Origin of the sequence: Pseudoalteromonas phenolica, assembly GCF_001444405.1 — a bacterium.
Taxonomy (GTDB): Bacteria; Pseudomonadota; Gammaproteobacteria; order Enterobacterales; family Alteromonadaceae; genus Pseudoalteromonas; species Pseudoalteromonas phenolica.
In genome coordinates this window covers 3,097,089-3,114,601 of record NZ_CP013187.1, presented here as the reverse complement: position 1 = coordinate 3,114,601, position 17,513 = coordinate 3,097,089, and the positions used below count along the sequence as shown (strand labels likewise).

The following is a 17,513-nucleotide window of genomic DNA, read 5'->3' as shown; positions in this document are numbered from 1 at the left end:
ACTTCACTGAAATAAGATAGACTTAAACCCCAAGCAATAAGCTTGGGGTTTTTTTTGGGATAGAGAAAAGTATGAAGAAACTAGTAGGCATTTTTGTATTACTGATCACGGTTGTTTTGACAGGGTGTTTTGACAACAAACAAGAGATTGAACCTATTGTTATTCAGGGTAAAACAATGGGAACCACTTATACGGTCAAAGCCTTTCCAATTAATGAAGATTTAACTGCAGAGACATTAAAAACAGAAGTTGATAACACTTTGATTGCGGTGAATCAGTCTATGTCACCTTGGGTGAAAAACTCAGAGATTAATCAATTCAATACGTTGGCTGCAAATACTTTTATGCCTATCAGTGATGACTTTAAGTCAGTTGTGAAAGAGTCAGTTCGTTTAGGTGTTTCAACAACAACACTAGATGTCACCATGGGCCCACTCATAGATTTATGGGGGTTTGGCCCAGATAAACGCCCAACAAAAACACCTTCACAGTCTCAACTTGATGAAATGAAGGCTCACATTGGTGTTGATAAGCTGGTGTTAACAGACGAAGGGTTAGCGAAAACCATTGACGGTTTAGAGTTATCTTTTTCAGCGACAGCTAAAGGCTTTGGTATCGATAAAGTTGCTGAGCTTCTAGAAGCCAAAGGGATGACAAATTACATGGTTGAAATTGGTGGTGAGCTTAGAATTGCCGGCACTAAAGCGCAGTCACAACCTTGGCGTATTGCGATTGAGCAGCCAGATGCGCCAGCAGGGCAGAGGCAAGTGCATAAAGTTATTGAACCAGGCAATAACGGCATGGCGACTTCAGGTGATTACCGTATTTTCTACGAAATGGATGGCGAGACCTATACGCACTTGATTGATCCAGGCACAGGCAAACCAGTTAAGCATGATTTGGTGTCTGTGACCGTTTTACACCCTTCTGCAATGACTGCTGATGGCTTGGCAACAGCACTTACTGTCATGGGCACAGAGCGAGCAAAAGCTTACGCAGAAAAGCACAATTTAGCTGTATATTTAATTAGTAAAAGTAATGAAGGGCTAGTGACCTATTCAAGCCCGGCTTTTGCGCCTTATTTGTAAATAAGGCAATTTTGATTAATTAGTCGAAATAGTACACTAAGCGCGTTATAATGACGGCTGTTTAAATGCCGTCATTTGGTTCAGATATATTGAGCCGTTAAACTGTTTTTAAGGGGCCTGTGCATGTCACTATTTTTCCTAACTTTTGGGTTACTTATTTTAATTGTTGCAGCTATGGCTGTCGGTGTAATCGTGCAAAAGAAATCTATGGCAAGCAGCTGTGGCGGTTTAGGCGCGGTTGGTATTGAAAAGTCATGTGATTGCGATGATCCATGTGACCGACGTAAAAAGCGTATGGCGAAAGAACAAGCTTGGAAAGAGAACCAGATTCTTTAAGATAAACTAAGCAAGTAATCTTTAATCAAATGCGAGCTGAGGCTCGCATTTTTGATCTGAGGCTAAAATGACGAAGACATGGTATTTCCTAAGGCACGGTAAACCTGTTACTACAGGTATTCTCACTGGTTCTAAAACTGACGTTGCCGTGTCTGAGTTAGGGGTAGCAGCGATGGAGTCTGCTTTACCAAAAACAGTCCAATTTGATGCTTGCATTTCTTCCCCCATGCAGCGTTGTCTGAGCTTTGCTAGAAAGCAATCCAGGCAATCAAACTTACCACTGGTGATAGCAAAGCAACTTCAAGAAATGGATTTTGGGGATTGGGATGGTCGAACTTATGAGTGGCTTTGGGAGAACACTCAGAATCCAAGTATAGGTGAATTTTGGCAGGCGCCTTGGCAACATACACCGCCAAATGGAGAGTCCCTTTGTGCTTTCAGGTCTCGAGTTAAGCAATGGTGGGAGGCTGAGCTATCAACCCGGCATACCACACACAACCTAGTGGTGACTCATGCCGGTGTTATCAAACAAATTTTAGCTGAAGTCATTAACTTACCTTTAGATTCTCTGTCCTCTATCAATAGTTTAGAAGTTGGCTATGCTAAATTGGTAAAGATTGAAGTTTACTTTGATGAAGCATATAAGCCGTGGCCTAAAGTTGTGTTTTAGACATCTAGACTTCATAATATGGTTTTTCTGATTAATCTTGGGAATAAGCTGAAACTGCTTAACTGTCCCCGCAACTGTGAAGTGCATTTAAATGCACGAAGTCAGATACCAAGGTCAGAAAAATCCTCTTGAGCGGGCGTACTCAAGAGCACACAATTTTAGCCGTAATTCGGTTAGGACTGTGCGTTTGTGTCTGCCCAACCGTTAGTAAGGGTACGAATGCAATCAGCTTGTCAGCACTCTAAATTTGCACTGCAAGTTTCAAACTTAGATTTGGTACTAGATAAACATCAAATATTACACAACATCTCTTTTGATGTTGCTGAGGGGCAGTTTATTGGTTTATTGGGTCCTAATGGGGCTGGTAAGTCATCGCTGCTTCGTTGCCTTTACCGTTTTTTTACCCTTTCAAGCGGACAAATAACCCTTTTTAACAAAACGATTTCAAGTTTCTCGCATAACGAATATGCCCAACAAGTTGCAGTGGTTCTGCAAGAAATGCCTGAGCATTTTAATCTATCGCTTTATGATGTGGTTGCAATGGGTATAACACCTCATAAAAGTTTATTTTCACCATTAAATAAAGCTGATCATGAACTAATTGCAAAGTCTATTGAACAGGTTGGTCTGACACACAAAATCAACGAGTCATTTGCTCACCTTTCTGGTGGTGAAAAACAAAGGGCACTGATCGCTAAAGCCATGGCACAAAAACCTAGGCTATTGATCATGGATGAGCCAACCAGTCACTTGGATGTGAAATACCAAATACAAATTATGGAGCTTGCCAAGGCAATGGGGATCACTGTGGTTGCTTCTTTCCATGACTTAAACCTTGCGGCAGCTATGAGCGATAGCTTGTTGGTGCTCCAACAGGGGGAGCTATATAAAAGTGGAACGCCAACTGATGTGCTAGATGCGCAATTACTCAGTGATGTATTTGATGTCTGTGCTGAGGTCACGCAAGTACCTTGCCCGTATAGAGACAAAACCCATATTCCTCATATCCGCTACCACTTTGGATATCAACTATGAAGCCGCTTATTTCGCTGTTAATTTTGCTGATAAGCTGCTTTTTTAGTGCTTTAGTTGCCATTAAGCATGGCGCGATTGATATTAATGCGAGTGCTGTTTGGCAAACTTTATTTGCTTATGATGCCAAGGCCTTTGAGCAAAAAATTGTTATGGAATTACGTATTCCCAGAGTGATTTTAGCATTTGTTGCTGGTAGTGGTTTGGCGTTGGCGGGCATTATATTGCAAACCGTGACTCGTAATCCTTTGGCAGATCCCTACCTTTTTGGTATTTCATCAGGCGCGTCATTTGGTGTCGTGTTACTCATCACATTTACAGGCATCACAGCTGGCTGGGCGATGTCAGGGGCGGCGTTTTTAGGCAGTGCGCTGGCAATGACCCTATTATTGTTGATTGCTTATGGACAAAGGGCGAGACAGGTAGAAGCGATGTTACTCGCCGGTGTTGCCTTGTCTTTTTTATTTAGTGCATTTACCAGTTTGCTGCTGTATTGGAGTGATCCACAAGCCGTGAGTGCCATTATGTTTTGGAACTTAGGTAGCTTTAGTCGCGCTGATTGGCAATGGTTGTGGTTGCCCTGTTCAATTGTATTGCTATGTATGGCTTGTATGCTGTTGTTTAGGCGTGGTTTAAACGCACTATTACTGGGTGATGAAAGCGCTGCAACATTAGGTATTCAGGTGGCTAAATTACGTTTAGTCATGTTGCTATTGAGTTCATTGCTGACCGCTGTATTGGTTGCTATGTGCGGTGGCATTGGCTTTGTCGGGTTAATGATCCCGCATTTGGTACGTTTTTTCATTTCACAGGCAACTTCAATTGGCCTGCTGTGTACTGCTTTAAGTGGTGGGTTGATGATGATATGGGTAGATTTATTTGCCCGTACTATTCTTGATAATCAAGAGCTTCCCATTGGTGTTATCACTGCTGCAATAGGCAGTGTGTTCTTTTTAACTTTACTGACTCTCAAACAAAAAAGGCCTTAGCGTATGTTCTCAGTTAAAGCACTTGATACGCGTTCTCGCGAACTTATCGAAAAAAAAATAAACCTGAAAACTAAGCCTTTGGGTGCGTTAGGTGAGCTAGAAACATTGGCTAAACAGCTGGTGACTATTTTCTCTCAGGGTATAGAACCTGAGCAGCTTTCAGCATTTCGACCACAAATCAGCAAACCCACTCTAACAGTGTTTGCAGGCGACCATGGTATCGCTGCAAAAGGTGTATCTATCGCGCCTAGTGAAGTAACAGCCCAAATGGTAGCGAATTTCGCGTCAGGAGGCGCTGCAATTAATGTTTTCAGCAAACAATTAGGGTGGCAACTCGAGATAGTCGATTGCGGTATTCTAAGTGAACCCGACCAGGCCTTAGGTGTTACCTCACAGCGTTTGGGATCAGTTACGCGTTCATTTGATGAATGTGAAGCGTTAACCCAAGCTCAAGAAGCGCAAGGTTTTGAGTTTGCTAAGAAGCTTGTTCATAAACAATATCAGCAAGGTTGTAACACTTTTGCATTTGGTGAGATGGGCATTGGCAATACCAGTGCAGCATCGGCTATTTTTAGCGCGTTGAGTGGGCTCTCTGCTGAATACACGGTTGGGCTTGGCACGGGCGTCTCAAACGAAGTGGTAGATAAAAAAGTGGAGCTGATTAATACCGCGCTTAACTTACACCGAGATAAACTGAATGACCCACATGCAATCTTACGTTGTTTGGGTGGGTTTGAGATCTGTCAAATGGTCGGCGCCATGTTGGCTGTTGCGGAGTTACAGCAGGTTATTATTATTGATGGATTTATTGCAACGGCCGCGGCATTACTGGCTATTCGTATTGAGCCAAACAGTCAAAGCTATATGGTGTTTGCCCATTGCTCTTCTGAGCAAGCGCACCTGCAAATGTTAAATTCAATTAATGCTAAGCCTCTTTTAGATCTTGGTCTTAGATTGGGCGAAGGGACGGGGGCGGCATTGAGCTTACCCTTGTTACAAAGTGCTCTGGCGTTTTATAACGACATGAATAGTTTTGATGACGCAAATGTCACGAAAGTTGTTTAACATGAATAAGCAGCACTTTTTATTGGCTGTGAGCTTTTTAACTCGTGTGCCTGTACATTTTGAACAAGAGATTGAAAACAATGCACTCAGTGAAGCAAGTGGCTATTTTGCCTTAGTTGGTTTGTTGTTGGGGGTTACCTTAGCTGCTGTATATGGTGTTGCGTCTTTGATTTTTCCGCCAAGCGTTTGTGTGATCCTTACCCTCTCTCTGGGTATTTTAATTACTGGCGCATTTCATGAAGATGGTTTTGCCGATGTCTGGGACGGTTTTGGTGGCGGTTGGACTGTCTCGCAAAAGCTGTCGATTATGAAAGACAGTCGTTTAGGCACGTATGGTGCCAGCGCACTTATTTTATTACTGTTATTAAAGTTTCAACTACTGAGCCTACTGAGCAATAGCTTTACACAAGTGCTTTGTGCACTAGTTTTAGGCCATACTCTTAGCCGTGCAATGGCGACGAGTATCATTGGTAAGCTTGCTTACGTGCAAGAAGATGCGCAATCAAAGGTAAAGCCAGTCGCCATGTCGCTTTCTTCTCATGCAAAAGACTTCCTTGCTTTAACCTCACTGTGTGCGCTATTTGTGCTTTGGCTTTTTACACCGTTGTCTTTAATGGGTGTGATTATTTTAGTGGCTGTTTTATTTTTAACTCGCCAGCTGTGTATAAACTGGTTTAAGCAACAGCTTGGTGGGTATACGGGAGATTGCTTAGGCGCTGCGCAACAATGCTGTGAAATCATGATTTATTTAACTTTAGTGGCGCTCTGGGTGTAATGAGGCAAGTGACTAGCTATGACTCAAAATAATATTCATCTCATTTTAGGTGGCGCACGCTCTGGAAAAAGTAGTTTCGCAGAACAAACGGCATTGGATTTATATACTTCAGGTAAAGTGAGTAAATTTGTATACATCGCCACGGCAGAAATTAAAGATGCTGAGATGGCTCAGCGCGTATCTCATCACCGCGCCACACGAGATAAACGCTGGCAAGTGATTGAAGAGTCATGGTACCTAGCCGACATATTACAAAAGTTTGGTCGCGACACTTGCGTATTAATCGACTGTTTAACCTTATGGTTAACGCATGGGTTATGTGAAAAATCAGAGTCTGAATTACAAGTACAAAAGCAGCGTTTGCTCGAGGCATTACAACATACACGAGCATCTGTTTTGCTAGTCAGCAATGAAGTAGGTCATGGCATAGTGCCCCTCGGCGAGTTAAGCCGGGTGTTTGTCGACCAGTCTGGCTGGTTAAATCAAGATATCGCTAAAGTTGCACAGCGTGTTGACTTTATCATGGCTGGCTGCCCGCTAAGGATTAAATAAGTGAGTAAGATGAAAACGTTAATGGTGCAGGGCACTACATCTGATGCGGGTAAAAGTACCTTGGTTGCGGGGTTATGCCGCGTGCTTGCAAGGCTTGGGGTTAAGGTTGCGCCATTTAAACCTCAGAATATGGCACTCAATAGTGCGGTAACCCCTTGTGGCGGCGAAATAGGCCGTGCTCAAGCACTGCAAGCCATCGCTGCGAAACAGCCTTTAAGCACTGATTTTAATCCTATTTTACTCAAGCCCAATAGTGATACCGGTGCGCAAGTTATTATTCATGGCCGCGCCATAAGCAATATGGAAGCGGCAAAATACCATGATTATAAAAAAGTTGCGATGCAGGCTGTGCTCGAATCGCATCAAAGATTAGCGTCTGATTTTGATGCCATCATGGTAGAAGGCGCGGGAAGTCCTGCGGAAATCAATCTACGCGAAAATGATATCGCTAACATGGGGTTTGCTTGTGAAGTAGATTGCCCTGTGATCATCATTGCTGACATTGATAAAGGCGGCGTGTTCGCACACCTTGTCGGCACCTTAATGTTACTCAGTGAGTATGAACAGTCCTTGGTGCAAGGCTTTGTGATCAACCGCTTTCGTGGCGATATTGCTTTGCTGCAGTCGGGTCTTGATTGGCTCGAAGAAAAAACGGGTAAACCTGTGTTAGGTGTGTTGCCCTACATGCATGGCTTAAACATCGACGCTGAAGATGCCGTCGCAATGAATAATGTAGTGACAGACAAACAACTCACGGTCAGTGTGTTGTTACTGCCGCATATTAGTAATCACACTGACTTTGATAGCCTGCGGTTAAACCCTCAAATTGATTTACGTTATGTAAAACATACCGAGCAAATCGGACAAACTGATCTGATTATTATCCCGGGCAGTAAAAACGTCATCAACGACTTAGCTTTCTTGCAGACGCAAACATGGCAAACCGAAATAAAGCGTCACTTACGTTATGGCGGTAAGGTGCTAGGCGTGTGTGGTGGTTTACAAATGTTAGGCAAACGCATTTGTGACCCTGATGCTATAGAAAGCTCTCAATCTGAAATCACAGGATTGGGGTTAGCTGATTTTGAAACAAAACTTACGCAAACCAAAACCCTGACTCAAGTGCAGGGTAAGTGCGTTATCAATCAGCAAAGCGTGGACATTAAAGGCTATGAAATTCACTGCGGGCAAAGTAGTGGTCCCGCCCTTGAAAGGCCATTTATGTATTTTTCTGACCATCCACAAGGTTTTCTGAAAGATGGTTTTATATCAGATGATAACCTAATTGTTGGTACTTACTTACATGGTTTGTTTGATGAGCCCAAAGCGGCTGCAGCCATTTTAAACTGGGCAAGTAATGGCAGGCTAACAGAAACGAATTTTAGTCTAGATGAGCACCGTGAAAAACAGCTAGAGTGGCTGGCAGATGAATGCGAAGCGCATTTAGATATGAACAAAATTAAAGCATTAATCAATTTATAGGGTGTGAATTATGAGCGAACAAGATAGACATCAACAGAGGCAACAAAAAGTTAAAGAGAAGGTGGATGAAAAGGTCGCTGCTGCCAATATCGAAAAGGGCATTTTTCAGGTCATCACAGGGAATGGCAAGGGGAAATCGACGTCTGGTTTTGGGGTTGTGACGCGTTGTGTCGGTCACGGTCAAAATGCAGCTGTAGCTCAATTTATTAAAGGTATGTGGGACTGCGGTGAGCGTAACTTACTTGAAAAAGTAGGTGTCCCTTTTGCGGTAATGAAAACCGGCTTTACATGGGAAACGCAAAACCGTGAAACAGACACGGCTGCAGCGGAGGAAACTTGGCAGCAAGCTAAAAAGTGGTTAGCAGACGATAGCATAGATTTAGTGTTACTTGACGAGCTGACCTATATGGTGAGCTACGATTATTTAGACTTAGATGAAGTTATCAGCGCCATCGAGAATCGTCCGAAAATGCAGTCTGTGATCGTGACTGGTCGTGGTGCACACCGTCGTTTAACTGAGCTTGCTGATACAGTAAGTGAAGTGCGAAACGTGAAGCATGCTTTTGAATCTGGTGTTAAAGCACTAAAAGGATTTGACTACTGATGTGGTTAAACAGGACTTTATTGATCAGCTTTCTGCTGCTTACAAGTCAATATGTTGCAGCAAATCAATCACATAACTCGTCACAACCAGATATTCAACATAAAGCACAACGTATTGTGGCTTTAGCGCCGCACATTGTTGAAAACTTATTTGCCATAGGTGCGGGCGGTAAAATTGTCGGTACCGTTGAATATGCAGATTATCCAGAGCAGGCGCTTGAGATCTCAAGAATTGGTGGCTATCACGGTATTCAACTTGAGAAGTTATTGGCTTTAAAGCCAGATTTGGTGATCGCGTGGCAAACTGGCAATAAAAAAGCCGATCTTGAAAAAATCGAGAAGCTAGGCATTAGAGTGGTTTATAGTGAAACCAATGACTTAACTAAAGTATCTGAGCAACTAATAAAGTTTGGTAAGCTAACAGGTCATCAAGCACAAGCCAAACAAGTGGCTAAAGAATTTGATGCGCGTTTAGCCAAGCTACAGAGCCAATATCAAGATGCAAAGTCGCTGGATGTATTTTATCAACTTTGGCCTGAGCCTATGATGAGTGTCAATAAAAACACCATGATCCATCAGGTATTGTCAATTTGCCAAGTGAATAATGTGTTCGCTCAAAGTCGAGCGGATTATCCGCAAATTAGTATTGAAAATGTACTCAAGTTTAAACCGCAAGTAATTGTATTACCTGAGGAGAAAACAAAGAAAGACGTACAGCATACTAATTGGCAAGACTGGCCTCAGATCCCGGCTGTTGAGCATCAGCAGTTTATTAGGGTAAATGCCGATCTATTACACCGATTTAGTGTACGCGCGCTCGATGGAGTTGCTGACTTATGTGATAAACTGTCGCAATCTCGCCGTTACTATCAAGAGCAATCATAATGAAGACTTGGTCAGACTTTATCGCTGAACAAAGCCAGCAACCCTACCTTAAAGACACGCTAGAGTATGTCGCTCAAAAGCGCAGTGAAGGTGTGACTGTTTTCCCCCCCGAGCAACAGGTATTTTCAGCATTTGATGCCACGCCTTTTGAGCAGGTTAAGGTGGTCATTTTGGGCCAAGACCCTTATCACGGACCAGATCAAGCCCATGGTTTATGCTTTTCGGTGTTGCCGGGTATTAAACCGCCTCCGTCACTGGCAAATATGTATAAAGAGCTGGTGCAGGACATAGAAGGGTTTAATATTCCTGATCATGGTTATTTAATGTCATGGGCTGAGCAGGGTGTGTTATTACTTAATACTGTATTGACGGTTGAACAAGGACAAGCACATTCGCATAAACATCTAGGTTGGGAAAAGTTCACTGATAAGGTGATTGATGAAATTAACCAACATAGAGAAGGCGTCGTGTTTTTACTGTGGGGCGCCCATGCTCAGAAGAAGGGCAAAAATATAGATAAAAACCGCCATCATATTTTACATGCACCTCATCCTTCCCCTTTGTCTGCACACAGAGGTTTTTTCGGCTGCCAGCATTTTTCAAAGACCAACGAGATACTTGATAGTATGAGTAAAACTCCAATTAACTGGCAAGTGTAATATCAACCTCTTAATCTAAGTATTAATGAGGGTTGCTATTAGTTCACTGAAAAAAACGAAAAATGGCTCCATAAGGAGCCATTTTTTAAATTAAATCTAGTTCTTCTAGATCTAAATTGTCTGCAAAATAATCGAGATCTTGTAGCTCTTTACGAAGACGTTGTTTGTCTTTAAAGGCTTCAATTTCGCGCCATTTTCGTTTTTGTTTTTTTGAAGAGGTGCGTTTTGTTGTTTCAGGACTTTCTAATACTGCAATGATATCGTCTAGGCTATCCATGATGTTCTCCCATTGATTATTGACCTCAAATGACGGTTTTTCGTCAGCTCTGTATATTTGATATACGTTTTGAGCAACTTCGGTATACCATAACTCGCTTAAAAATAAAACAACTATGTGTTGCTTTTGTTACAGTAAGGTAACAGTTTGATGAAGATGAAACGCGGGGGAACATAGCTTTTGGGCATAAAAAAACGCCGCATAATGCGGCGTTTATATTGAATATGTTTATTAACTATAGTGCTTTAAAACGCGCTTCTAGTGTTTCTTGTGCCTCAGCAAAAGCACGAATACCTTCAGCAAGCTTTTCAGTGGCCATAGCATCTTGGTTATGCTGCCAGCGGAATTGCGCTTCGGTTAATGGCGCAGGCTTAGCTTGTACTTCATAGTCGTTTTCAAGTAAGTACTCTTGTGCATCGGTAAGCTCACCAAGCTCTTCAAGCAGTGCAGGGCTAATGGTTAGCTTGTCACAACCCGTTAATGCAATGATTTCACCAGTATTTCGGAAGCTAGCACCCATTACCACAGTATTATAACCATGCTGCTTATAGAAAGAGTAGATGCTGCGAACAGACTGCACACCAGGGTCTTGCAGTGGATCAGTTGGTTTTTCTAAGCCGTTAGCAACGTGCCAGTCAAGAATACGACCCACAAATGGTGAGATTAGGAAAACATTGGCATCAGCACATGCACGGGCTTGTGCACTGCTAAATAATAGCGTTAGGTTACACTTAATACCTTCTTTCTCTAGCTGTTCAGCCGCTTTGATACCTTCCCAAGTCGATGCAATCTTGATTAAAATTTTGTCTTGGCTGATACCTTGCTCTTTGTACAGTGCAAGTAAGGTTTTGGCTTTAGCAATCGTCGCTTCTGTATCAAAAGATAAGCGCGCATCTACTTCAGTTGAGATGTAACCCGGGACAATATTGGCAATCTCTTTACCAATTAATACGGCAAAGTAATCACACGCTAATTCGACTTGTTTGTCTGCGTCAGACTCATTCGATTTTGCGTAATCCCAAGCTTGTGTTAAATAGGCTTGATAGGCTGGCATTTCAGCTGCTTTTAAAAGCAGTGAAGGGTTAGTGGTTGCATCTTCTGGTTGATGCTTACGAATGGCTTCAATGTCACCCGTGTCGGCAACGATTGATGAATGCTGTTTTAGCCTATCTAATGCTGATGTCATTATGTTTCCTCATTCCTCTTACAGCTTATGGGCAAACTCTACTTCTCCTATGTTGCAATAGCGTGAATGGCATGAATAGGTCAATTGTCCTTATTTGACACTCACAAGTTGAGAATTAAATAAATATTCAAAGGAAGAAGAAGAGCACATATCCCGCTTTACTTGCTACTTAACAATCTTCACTTGCAGTAACAAAGGGATAGTGTTGAAATTGACACTAATTAATTTTTAAGTCAATAGGTAAGCCATGATCACAGTGATCTCTCCCGCGAAAAACTTAGATTACGATACGCCAGCGCATATCGACACTTTCACGCAACCTGAGTTACTTGAACACTCAGAAGAGTTAATGACCGTGTGTCGTGAATTATCACCGCAGCAAATTGGCAGTTTGATGAAAATTAGTGACAAGCTTTCAGGCTTAAATGCCGCACGTTTTAGCGAGTGGGAACAGCCTTTTACACCTGAGAATGCGAAACAGGCTGTACTGGCATTCAACGGCGATGTATACACTGGGTTAGACGCTGCTTCATTAAATGAAGACTCGTTAAACTACGCGCAATCACATTTACGTATTCTTTCTGGTTTATATGGCGTACTAAAACCGCTAGATCTGATGCAGGCCTATCGCTTAGAAATGGGTACTAAGCTTGAAAATACCCGAGGCAAAAATCTTTATGAGTTTTGGGGCACAGTGATCGCTGAAAAGCTGAATGAAGCGTTAGCCGCTGAAAGTGCGACGCAATTAGTAAATCTTGCCTCGAACGAGTATTTCAAAGCCGTTAACAAAAAAGCGCTTAAAGCAGACATCATCACCCCAGTCTTTAAAGACTGTAAAAATGGTCAATACAAGGTGATCAGCTTTTATGCAAAGAAAGCCCGCGGCATGATGGCGCGCTATATCATGGAAAACCAAGTGACATCGCTTGCAGCGTTAAAAGAATTTGACGTAGCTGGTTACTATTTCAGTGCAGAAGCAACTCAAAAAGAAAATGAGCCGGTTTTCTTACGCGCTGAACAAAACTAAGAAACAACTCATAATGCACTGACCTGTGCGGGCTAAACACCGCTCGCACTGTTACCCCTTTATGACAACTTACCTTTATACAATGCAGAGTAACAATGAATAGAAACGTCCTTTTGTTGGCTATCTGTCAGGGCTTAATGACCACAGGTAATATCTTATTAGTGACGATTTCTGCGCTTGTAGGCCAAGCATTAAGTCCATCGAGTGCACTCACAACTTTACCGGTAGCAACACAAATGCTGGGGCTATTACTGACAACGGTTCCCGCCTCATTACTCATGGCGAAAATAGGCCGTAAAAAAGGCTTTAGCTTGGGAAATCTTATCGGTATCAGCGGTACCGTTTTAGGGTTTTATTCATTATTGAATAGCCAGTTTTGGCTATTTGCGTTAGCCACTTTCTTTATCGGCGTTGGTATTGGCTTCGCAACTCTATATCGTTTTGCTGCCATTGAAGCGAGTGACAACCCTGCCACTGCAATTTCTGCGGTGATGGCCAGTGGTGTCGTGGCCGCGGTGTTAGGTCCAAATTTAGCGGTGTGGGTGAATAATCATTACCCTGAAATTAATTATGCCAATGCTTTTGTTGCCTTGATGGGGCTGTATATTTTGGCTTTGTGTTTATTACAGCTTGTGAAGTTTAATGAACTCAGTCAAGCAAGTTCAGATAAACCTCAACGGCCTCTATCTGAGATTATGACGCAGCCTAAGTTTTTGCTCGCAGTACTGATTGCGATGATCAGCTACACCACAATGAACTTATTGATGACCGCCACACCTTTGGCGATGCACCGCCATGGTTATGATCTTGCTGAATCAGCACTTGTGATTGAATGGCATGTTTTAGGGATGTTTGTACCTTCATTTTTTACCGGTAAGCTAATTAATCGCTTTGGTCAGAGCAATATCATGCAAGCGGGTGTAGTCATTGTATTGCTATGTTGTTTGGTGAATTTAATGGGGCTAAGCCACTGGCATTTCTTAGTTGCATTGTGTTTATTAGGGGTTGGCTGGAACTTTATGTTTATTGCCGCGACTCAAATGGTGAGCGAGAGCTATTTGCCTCATGAGCGGGCTAAATCACAGGCCAGTAATGAGTTTCTCGTTTTTAGTATGGTAACGATTTCCTCACTGGGGGCAGGCTGGCTTGAAGCTGAAATAGGGTGGCAGTTATTAAATATGTTCACTATCCCTGTGATGCTTTTAGCTGCGGCTATTATTTGGCGATTAAAGCCTAAATTAACACCCATATAGCCTGTAGCGTAAAAACCTATAGCGTAATTGCAGCTGGTAACTTAAAAAAACTACTCACTATGCTATCGCGTTGCTTTAAATCTTTGGCTTTATTTTTATATTGTTCGATAAACTGCTCAGGCAATCCCGTTTTTTGTAATAGCGACTCAGTATCACATATTGTCAAGCTGCGCCATTTATTTATGGCTTGTTCTGGGCATGGAGGTAGCAAAGACAATATATGCTTACTCTGATTAAATTCGCTACTCATAGCGAGTTCCAACATTTCATTGGTTGCTGCCCCAAACCAGCAACTGTTATTTTCGCCGATACATACAATCGGGAAGTAAGGCGCAAGCGCTGGAAAAACATCATTTCTGTAGAGTGTTACTTGCCAATACCTTTTCGCAATAGTACAGAACTGTTCGAAGCTGGTGATGGCAGAGAAGCCTGAATTAGCAACTGGTGTTATCTCAACCCTAGGTTTATTCGGGTTAACGGTATCGTTAGCAACATCAATATAGAGATCATCGACTATCATGGCGTTTTGAAAGTATTCGTCTCTTAAAGAGCCCCATACTTGTTTAATTTCATGACCTGCTTGTAGCTTTGTAATTAGCGGTGATAGAGCTTGATGAGAGTTTGAAGCCAATTCTTTTTTCAAAACCTTAAATACGGCATTGCGAATTTCTTTACAGCGTCCAAGTGGGTAAGGTTTGCCTGAAAAGTGTGGATAATCTTTTATAAGATCAATATCGGCCTTAATGCGCAGGTGAGCTAAATACTCCGCTAATTCAGTATGCTGTTGCTCAGTTAAGGTCATAACAATATCCTTATTGGAAATTAAAAAGGGTCCATTCTCGGACCCTTTTACTATAAGTTAATTGTAGAGCTATTTCTTCTTTTTAACTTTGGCTTTTGCCTTTTTCTTCGCTTTTATTTTCGCTGGGTCTTTTTTCTTCTTAGGTAGCTTAGCTGGTTTATTCTTTGGTTCTAAGCCTTTAATAACGCGTGATTTTAGTTGCTGTTCAGTGTAGCGCTGAACTTTGCCTAAAATTGCCATGTCGTGGGCTTCAACTAAAGAGATTGCTGTGCCTTTTTTACCTGCGCGACCTGTACGGCCAATTCGATGTACATAAATGTCAGCAGTACGCGGCATATCGAAGTTAAATACATGGGTAATGTCTTGAACATCAATACCTCGCGCGGCAACGTCAGTCGCAACAAGGATACGCGTACGACCTGCTTGGAAGTTGGCCATGGCTGTCATGCGTTTGTCTTGAGGCATCTCACCCCGGAGCCAAGTGGTTTTAATATCGTGAGAGTATAGCTCACCAACCAGCTTCTCTAGTCGCTCACGGGTTTTAACGAAGACAATGGCTTTTTGAACTTCTTCTTCGTTTTTCAGTAATTCAACAAGTAGTTTTAGCTTGTGATTATAGTCATCAGCTAGGTGCACCCATTGATGAATTTTTCCTTTCTCTTTGCGCGATGGCTCAGCTTCAAGTAAGGCTGGGTCATTTAGAATGCGATCTGCGAATAACTCAACACTGTCGCCTTCAAGGGTGGCTGAGAATAAGAAACACTGACGGCGGTTTTTAGCTTCATCACAAATACGTAGCATTTCTTTTTTGAAGCCCATGTCTAGCATGCGGTCGGCTTCATCAAGAATAAGTAGTTCCACGTTTTCTGCGTGGAAGTTTTCTGTTTCAAGATATTCCATCAAACGACCCGGCGTCGCAATTAGGATATCGTTGTTTTTTTCGAAGATTTCTTTGTGGCTGCCGTAGTTAATACCACCGGTTACTACACCAATTTTAAGGTGAGTATTTGCCGCAAGTAACTGACATTGTTCGTGTACTTGGTAAGCAAGCTCACGGGTAGGCGTCATAATTAATACACGTGCAAAGCCTGGATCGCGACGTGGAAAGTCTAACAAATATTGGATTGCAGGAATTAAAAACGCAGCTGTTTTACCCGTGCCTGTCGGTGCTGAGGCAAGAATATCTCGACCCATCAAACCCTCAGGAATAGAAAGTTGTTGAATGCTGGTGGCGGTTTTGAATCCCATTTTATCAATAGCTGAGAGGACTTTACCGTCTAGATCAAATTCAGAAAATTGCATAGTGCATCATAAATAAAGGACAATGTGCTCAATTATACGCGTGATAGTGAATTTGGAAAAGCGAGATTATGGCAGGCTTTGTGTTTAAGCAGTTTTGTATTGAGCAAGAGAATACCGCAATGAAGGTCTCAACCGATGGAATTTTGCTTGGTGCCTGGGTGAATTTGTCAGGGGTAAAAAGCATGTTAGATATCGGTGCAGGTACGGGGCTGTTGTCTTTGATGTGCAAGCAACGTGCTGAGTGCTTAGCTGTGACAGCCGTTGAGATTGAATCTGGCGCGTTTCAAGATGCAAATTTGAATATTCAAAACAGCCCGTGGGAGGATGATATTTTTGTACATCAATCTGCTATTCAAAATTTTCAGAGCGATATTCAATATGATTTAGTGATCAGTAATCCACCTTATTTTAACGATAGCTTAAAAGGTCCATCGGCATCGCGAAATTTAGCGCGTCATACGGATTCATTGAGTTTCAATGCGTTACTGAATGAATTTAAGCGTTTATCTCATTCTAGAAGTCGTCTGGCTGTAGTCTTACCTTATCAAGAAGGAACAGAGTTTATTGAGCTGGCGCAAAAACAAGACTTGCATCTTGTGCGTAAATGCGAGGTGAAAACGACAGAACGCAAAGCGATAAGTCGATTATTGCTCGAGTTTGAGTATACAGCCAACAGCGGTTTTGTTGAACCTGAGCATACGTTGTTATGTATTCATGAAAATGGTCAATATAGTGCGGATTTCATTGTGCTTTGTCGTGACTTTTACTTAAAAATGTAAAGTTGTTCCTTTATTGGGTAGTTTGCGCATTTTTGATTTAGATGCGCTAGAATACAAGGTTATATCTAGCTATTTTAATTGCTGGATACCTTTTCTTTTTATAAATATTTCACGGGGTTTGTATGTCAGATAAGTGCTATATCACAGCACAGCAGTTGCTTGAGGATTCTTTTCGTTTAGCCGCGCAAGTTTATGATGACGGTTTCCGTCCTGACTTCATTATTGGTATTTGGCGAGGTGGTGCACCTATCGGTATCGCTGTACAAGAGTATTATGATTACAAAGGCATAGAGACAGATCACATTGCTGTGCGCACATCTTCTTACTACGGTATCGGCAAGCAATCTAAAGAAATTAAAGTGCATGGTCTTCATTACATCATCGAAAATGCGAATGCAGATGACTCACTATTAATTGTGGATGATGTTTTTGATTCAGGCCGCAGTATTTTCGCGTTAAAAGAAAAGCTTTCTGAGCTGATGCGTTTAAATTTGCCTAAAGACATTCGCACAGCGTGCCCTTATTACAAGCCAAAGAATACCAAGGTACCTATGAAGCCTGATTATTTCATCCATGAATCAGATGAGTGGTTAGTGTTCCCGCACGAACTATCAGGTTTAACCCCAGATGAAATTGCAGAGGGCAAATCAGATTTGAGTAATATCAGTGAGTTATTCACTAAATAATTTTGCAGATAAAAATAAAAAAACCGCATTTTGACATGCGGTTTTTTTAATATTTATTTAGTTGA

20 protein-coding genes and 1 riboswitch are annotated in these 17,513 nt (G+C 42.1%); of the genes, 16 read left to right on the top strand and 4 right to left on the bottom strand.

Annotated features, from left to right (window positions below; all coding sequences use genetic code 11):
* Nucleotides 1–71: 71 nt before the first annotated feature.
* The 12 genes from PP2015_RS13910 to ung all read left to right on the top strand — a co-directional run bounded on the left by PP2015_RS13910 (nucleotide 72) and on the right by ung (nucleotide 10,136).
* On the top strand, nucleotides 72–1,088 hold the full coding sequence (locus PP2015_RS13910) for an FAD:protein FMN transferase (protein ID WP_058030884.1): 1,017 nt from the start codon (nucleotides 72–74) through the stop codon (nucleotides 1,086–1,088).
* 123 nt (nucleotides 1,089–1,211) lie between these two features.
* Nucleotides 1,212–1,424: a (Na+)-NQR maturation NqrM gene (nqrM, locus tag PP2015_RS13905; protein ID WP_058030883.1), complete on the top strand. Its 213-nt coding sequence runs from the start codon at nucleotides 1,212–1,214 to the stop codon at nucleotides 1,422–1,424.
* A 67-nt stretch (nucleotides 1,425–1,491) separates the two neighbouring features.
* Nucleotides 1,492–2,094, top strand: a complete 603-nt coding sequence (locus PP2015_RS13900) for a histidine phosphatase family protein (RefSeq protein ID WP_058030882.1) — start codon at nucleotides 1,492–1,494, stop codon at nucleotides 2,092–2,094.
* A gap of 11 nt (nucleotides 2,095–2,105) precedes the next feature.
* Nucleotides 2,106–2,227, top strand: a riboswitch (cobalamin riboswitch).
* Between the two features lie 86 nt (nucleotides 2,228–2,313).
* The gene (locus PP2015_RS13895) at nucleotides 2,314–3,129 is read left to right on the top strand and encodes an ABC transporter ATP-binding protein (RefSeq protein WP_083496595.1); all 816 of its coding nucleotides are present in this window, start codon (nucleotides 2,314–2,316) and stop codon (nucleotides 3,127–3,129) included.
* Entirely contained in the window at nucleotides 3,126–4,115 is a 990-nt protein-coding gene (locus tag PP2015_RS13890) for a FecCD family ABC transporter permease (protein WP_058030881.1), read from the top strand. The genes PP2015_RS13895 and PP2015_RS13890 overlap by 4 nt, the downstream gene beginning before the upstream one ends.
* A 3-nt stretch (nucleotides 4,116–4,118) precedes the next feature.
* Complete coding sequence (gene cobT / locus PP2015_RS13885; protein WP_058030880.1) at nucleotides 4,119–5,180, top strand: nicotinate-nucleotide--dimethylbenzimidazole phosphoribosyltransferase; 1,062 nt, start codon at nucleotides 4,119–4,121, stop codon at nucleotides 5,178–5,180.
* A 1-nt stretch (nucleotide 5,181) separates the two neighbouring features.
* Nucleotides 5,182–5,955 carry an adenosylcobinamide-GDP ribazoletransferase gene (locus PP2015_RS13880; RefSeq protein WP_058030879.1) on the top strand — a complete coding sequence of 258 codons (774 nt, stop codon included), beginning with the start codon at nucleotides 5,182–5,184 and terminating at the stop codon, nucleotides 5,953–5,955.
* Between the two features lie 18 nt (nucleotides 5,956–5,973).
* On the top strand, nucleotides 5,974–6,507 hold the full coding sequence (gene cobU / locus PP2015_RS13875) for a bifunctional adenosylcobinamide kinase/adenosylcobinamide-phosphate guanylyltransferase (RefSeq protein WP_058030878.1): 534 nt from the start codon (nucleotides 5,974–5,976) through the stop codon (nucleotides 6,505–6,507).
* Between the two features lie 9 nt (nucleotides 6,508–6,516).
* Nucleotides 6,517–7,989 (top strand): cobyric acid synthase, encoded by a 1,473-nt coding sequence (locus PP2015_RS13870; protein WP_058031650.1) that lies wholly within the window; start codon nucleotides 6,517–6,519, stop codon nucleotides 7,987–7,989.
* A gap of 10 nt (nucleotides 7,990–7,999) precedes the next feature.
* On the top strand, nucleotides 8,000–8,593 hold the full coding sequence (cobO, locus tag PP2015_RS13865) for a cob(I)yrinic acid a,c-diamide adenosyltransferase (RefSeq protein ID WP_058030877.1): 594 nt from the start codon (nucleotides 8,000–8,002) through the stop codon (nucleotides 8,591–8,593).
* Nucleotides 8,593–9,477: a cobalamin-binding protein gene (locus PP2015_RS13860; RefSeq protein WP_058030876.1), complete on the top strand. Its 885-nt coding sequence runs from the start codon at nucleotides 8,593–8,595 to the stop codon at nucleotides 9,475–9,477. The genes cobO and PP2015_RS13860 overlap by 1 nt, the downstream gene beginning before the upstream one ends.
* Nucleotides 9,477–10,136: a uracil-DNA glycosylase gene (ung, locus tag PP2015_RS13855; RefSeq protein ID WP_058030875.1), complete on the top strand. Its 660-nt coding sequence runs from the start codon at nucleotides 9,477–9,479 to the stop codon at nucleotides 10,134–10,136. Before PP2015_RS13860 ends, ung begins: the two co-directional genes overlap by 1 nt.
* Nucleotides 10,137–10,221: 85 nt before the next feature.
* Here ung and PP2015_RS13850 read toward each other — a convergent pair whose 3' ends face one another.
* Nucleotides 10,222–10,413, bottom strand: coding sequence for a DUF3545 family protein (locus PP2015_RS13850; protein ID WP_058030874.1), 192 nt, complete (start codon nucleotides 10,411–10,413; stop codon nucleotides 10,222–10,224).
* A 235-nt stretch (nucleotides 10,414–10,648) separates the two neighbouring features.
* The gene (gene tal / locus PP2015_RS13845; protein WP_058030873.1) at nucleotides 10,649–11,599 is read right to left on the bottom strand and encodes a transaldolase; all 951 of its coding nucleotides are present in this window, start codon (nucleotides 11,597–11,599) and stop codon (nucleotides 10,649–10,651) included.
* A 247-nt stretch (nucleotides 11,600–11,846) separates the two neighbouring features.
* Between tal and yaaA the strand changes: the two genes are divergently transcribed.
* Both yaaA and PP2015_RS13835 read left to right on the top strand, forming a co-directional pair.
* Nucleotides 11,847–12,626: a peroxide stress protein YaaA gene (yaaA, locus tag PP2015_RS13840; protein WP_058030872.1), complete on the top strand. Its 780-nt coding sequence runs from the start codon at nucleotides 11,847–11,849 to the stop codon at nucleotides 12,624–12,626.
* A gap of 95 nt (nucleotides 12,627–12,721) precedes the next feature.
* Entirely contained in the window at nucleotides 12,722–13,879 is a 1,158-nt protein-coding gene (locus PP2015_RS13835) for an MFS transporter (protein WP_058030871.1), read from the top strand.
* Nucleotides 13,880–13,895: 16 nt separating this feature from the next.
* Here the strand turns inward: PP2015_RS13835 and PP2015_RS13830 are convergent, their stop codons facing one another.
* Nucleotides 13,896–14,681: a hypothetical protein gene (locus tag PP2015_RS13830; RefSeq protein WP_058030870.1), complete on the bottom strand. Its 786-nt coding sequence runs from the start codon at nucleotides 14,679–14,681 to the stop codon at nucleotides 13,896–13,898.
* A gap of 69 nt (nucleotides 14,682–14,750) precedes the next feature.
* Nucleotides 14,751–15,983, bottom strand: a complete 1,233-nt coding sequence (gene srmB, locus PP2015_RS13825) for an ATP-dependent RNA helicase SrmB (protein ID WP_058030869.1) — start codon at nucleotides 15,981–15,983, stop codon at nucleotides 14,751–14,753.
* A 68-nt stretch (nucleotides 15,984–16,051) separates the two neighbouring features.
* Between srmB and PP2015_RS13820 the strand changes: the two genes are divergently transcribed.
* Together PP2015_RS13820 and PP2015_RS13815 are read left to right on the top strand one after the other, a co-directional pair.
* Nucleotides 16,052–16,762 carry a tRNA1(Val) (adenine(37)-N6)-methyltransferase gene (locus tag PP2015_RS13820; protein ID WP_058030868.1) on the top strand — a complete coding sequence of 237 codons (711 nt, stop codon included), beginning with the start codon at nucleotides 16,052–16,054 and terminating at the stop codon, nucleotides 16,760–16,762.
* A gap of 122 nt (nucleotides 16,763–16,884) precedes the next feature.
* On the top strand, nucleotides 16,885–17,448 hold the full coding sequence (locus PP2015_RS13815; protein WP_058030867.1) for a phosphoribosyltransferase: 564 nt from the start codon (nucleotides 16,885–16,887) through the stop codon (nucleotides 17,446–17,448).
* Nucleotides 17,449–17,513 lie beyond the last annotated feature (65 nt).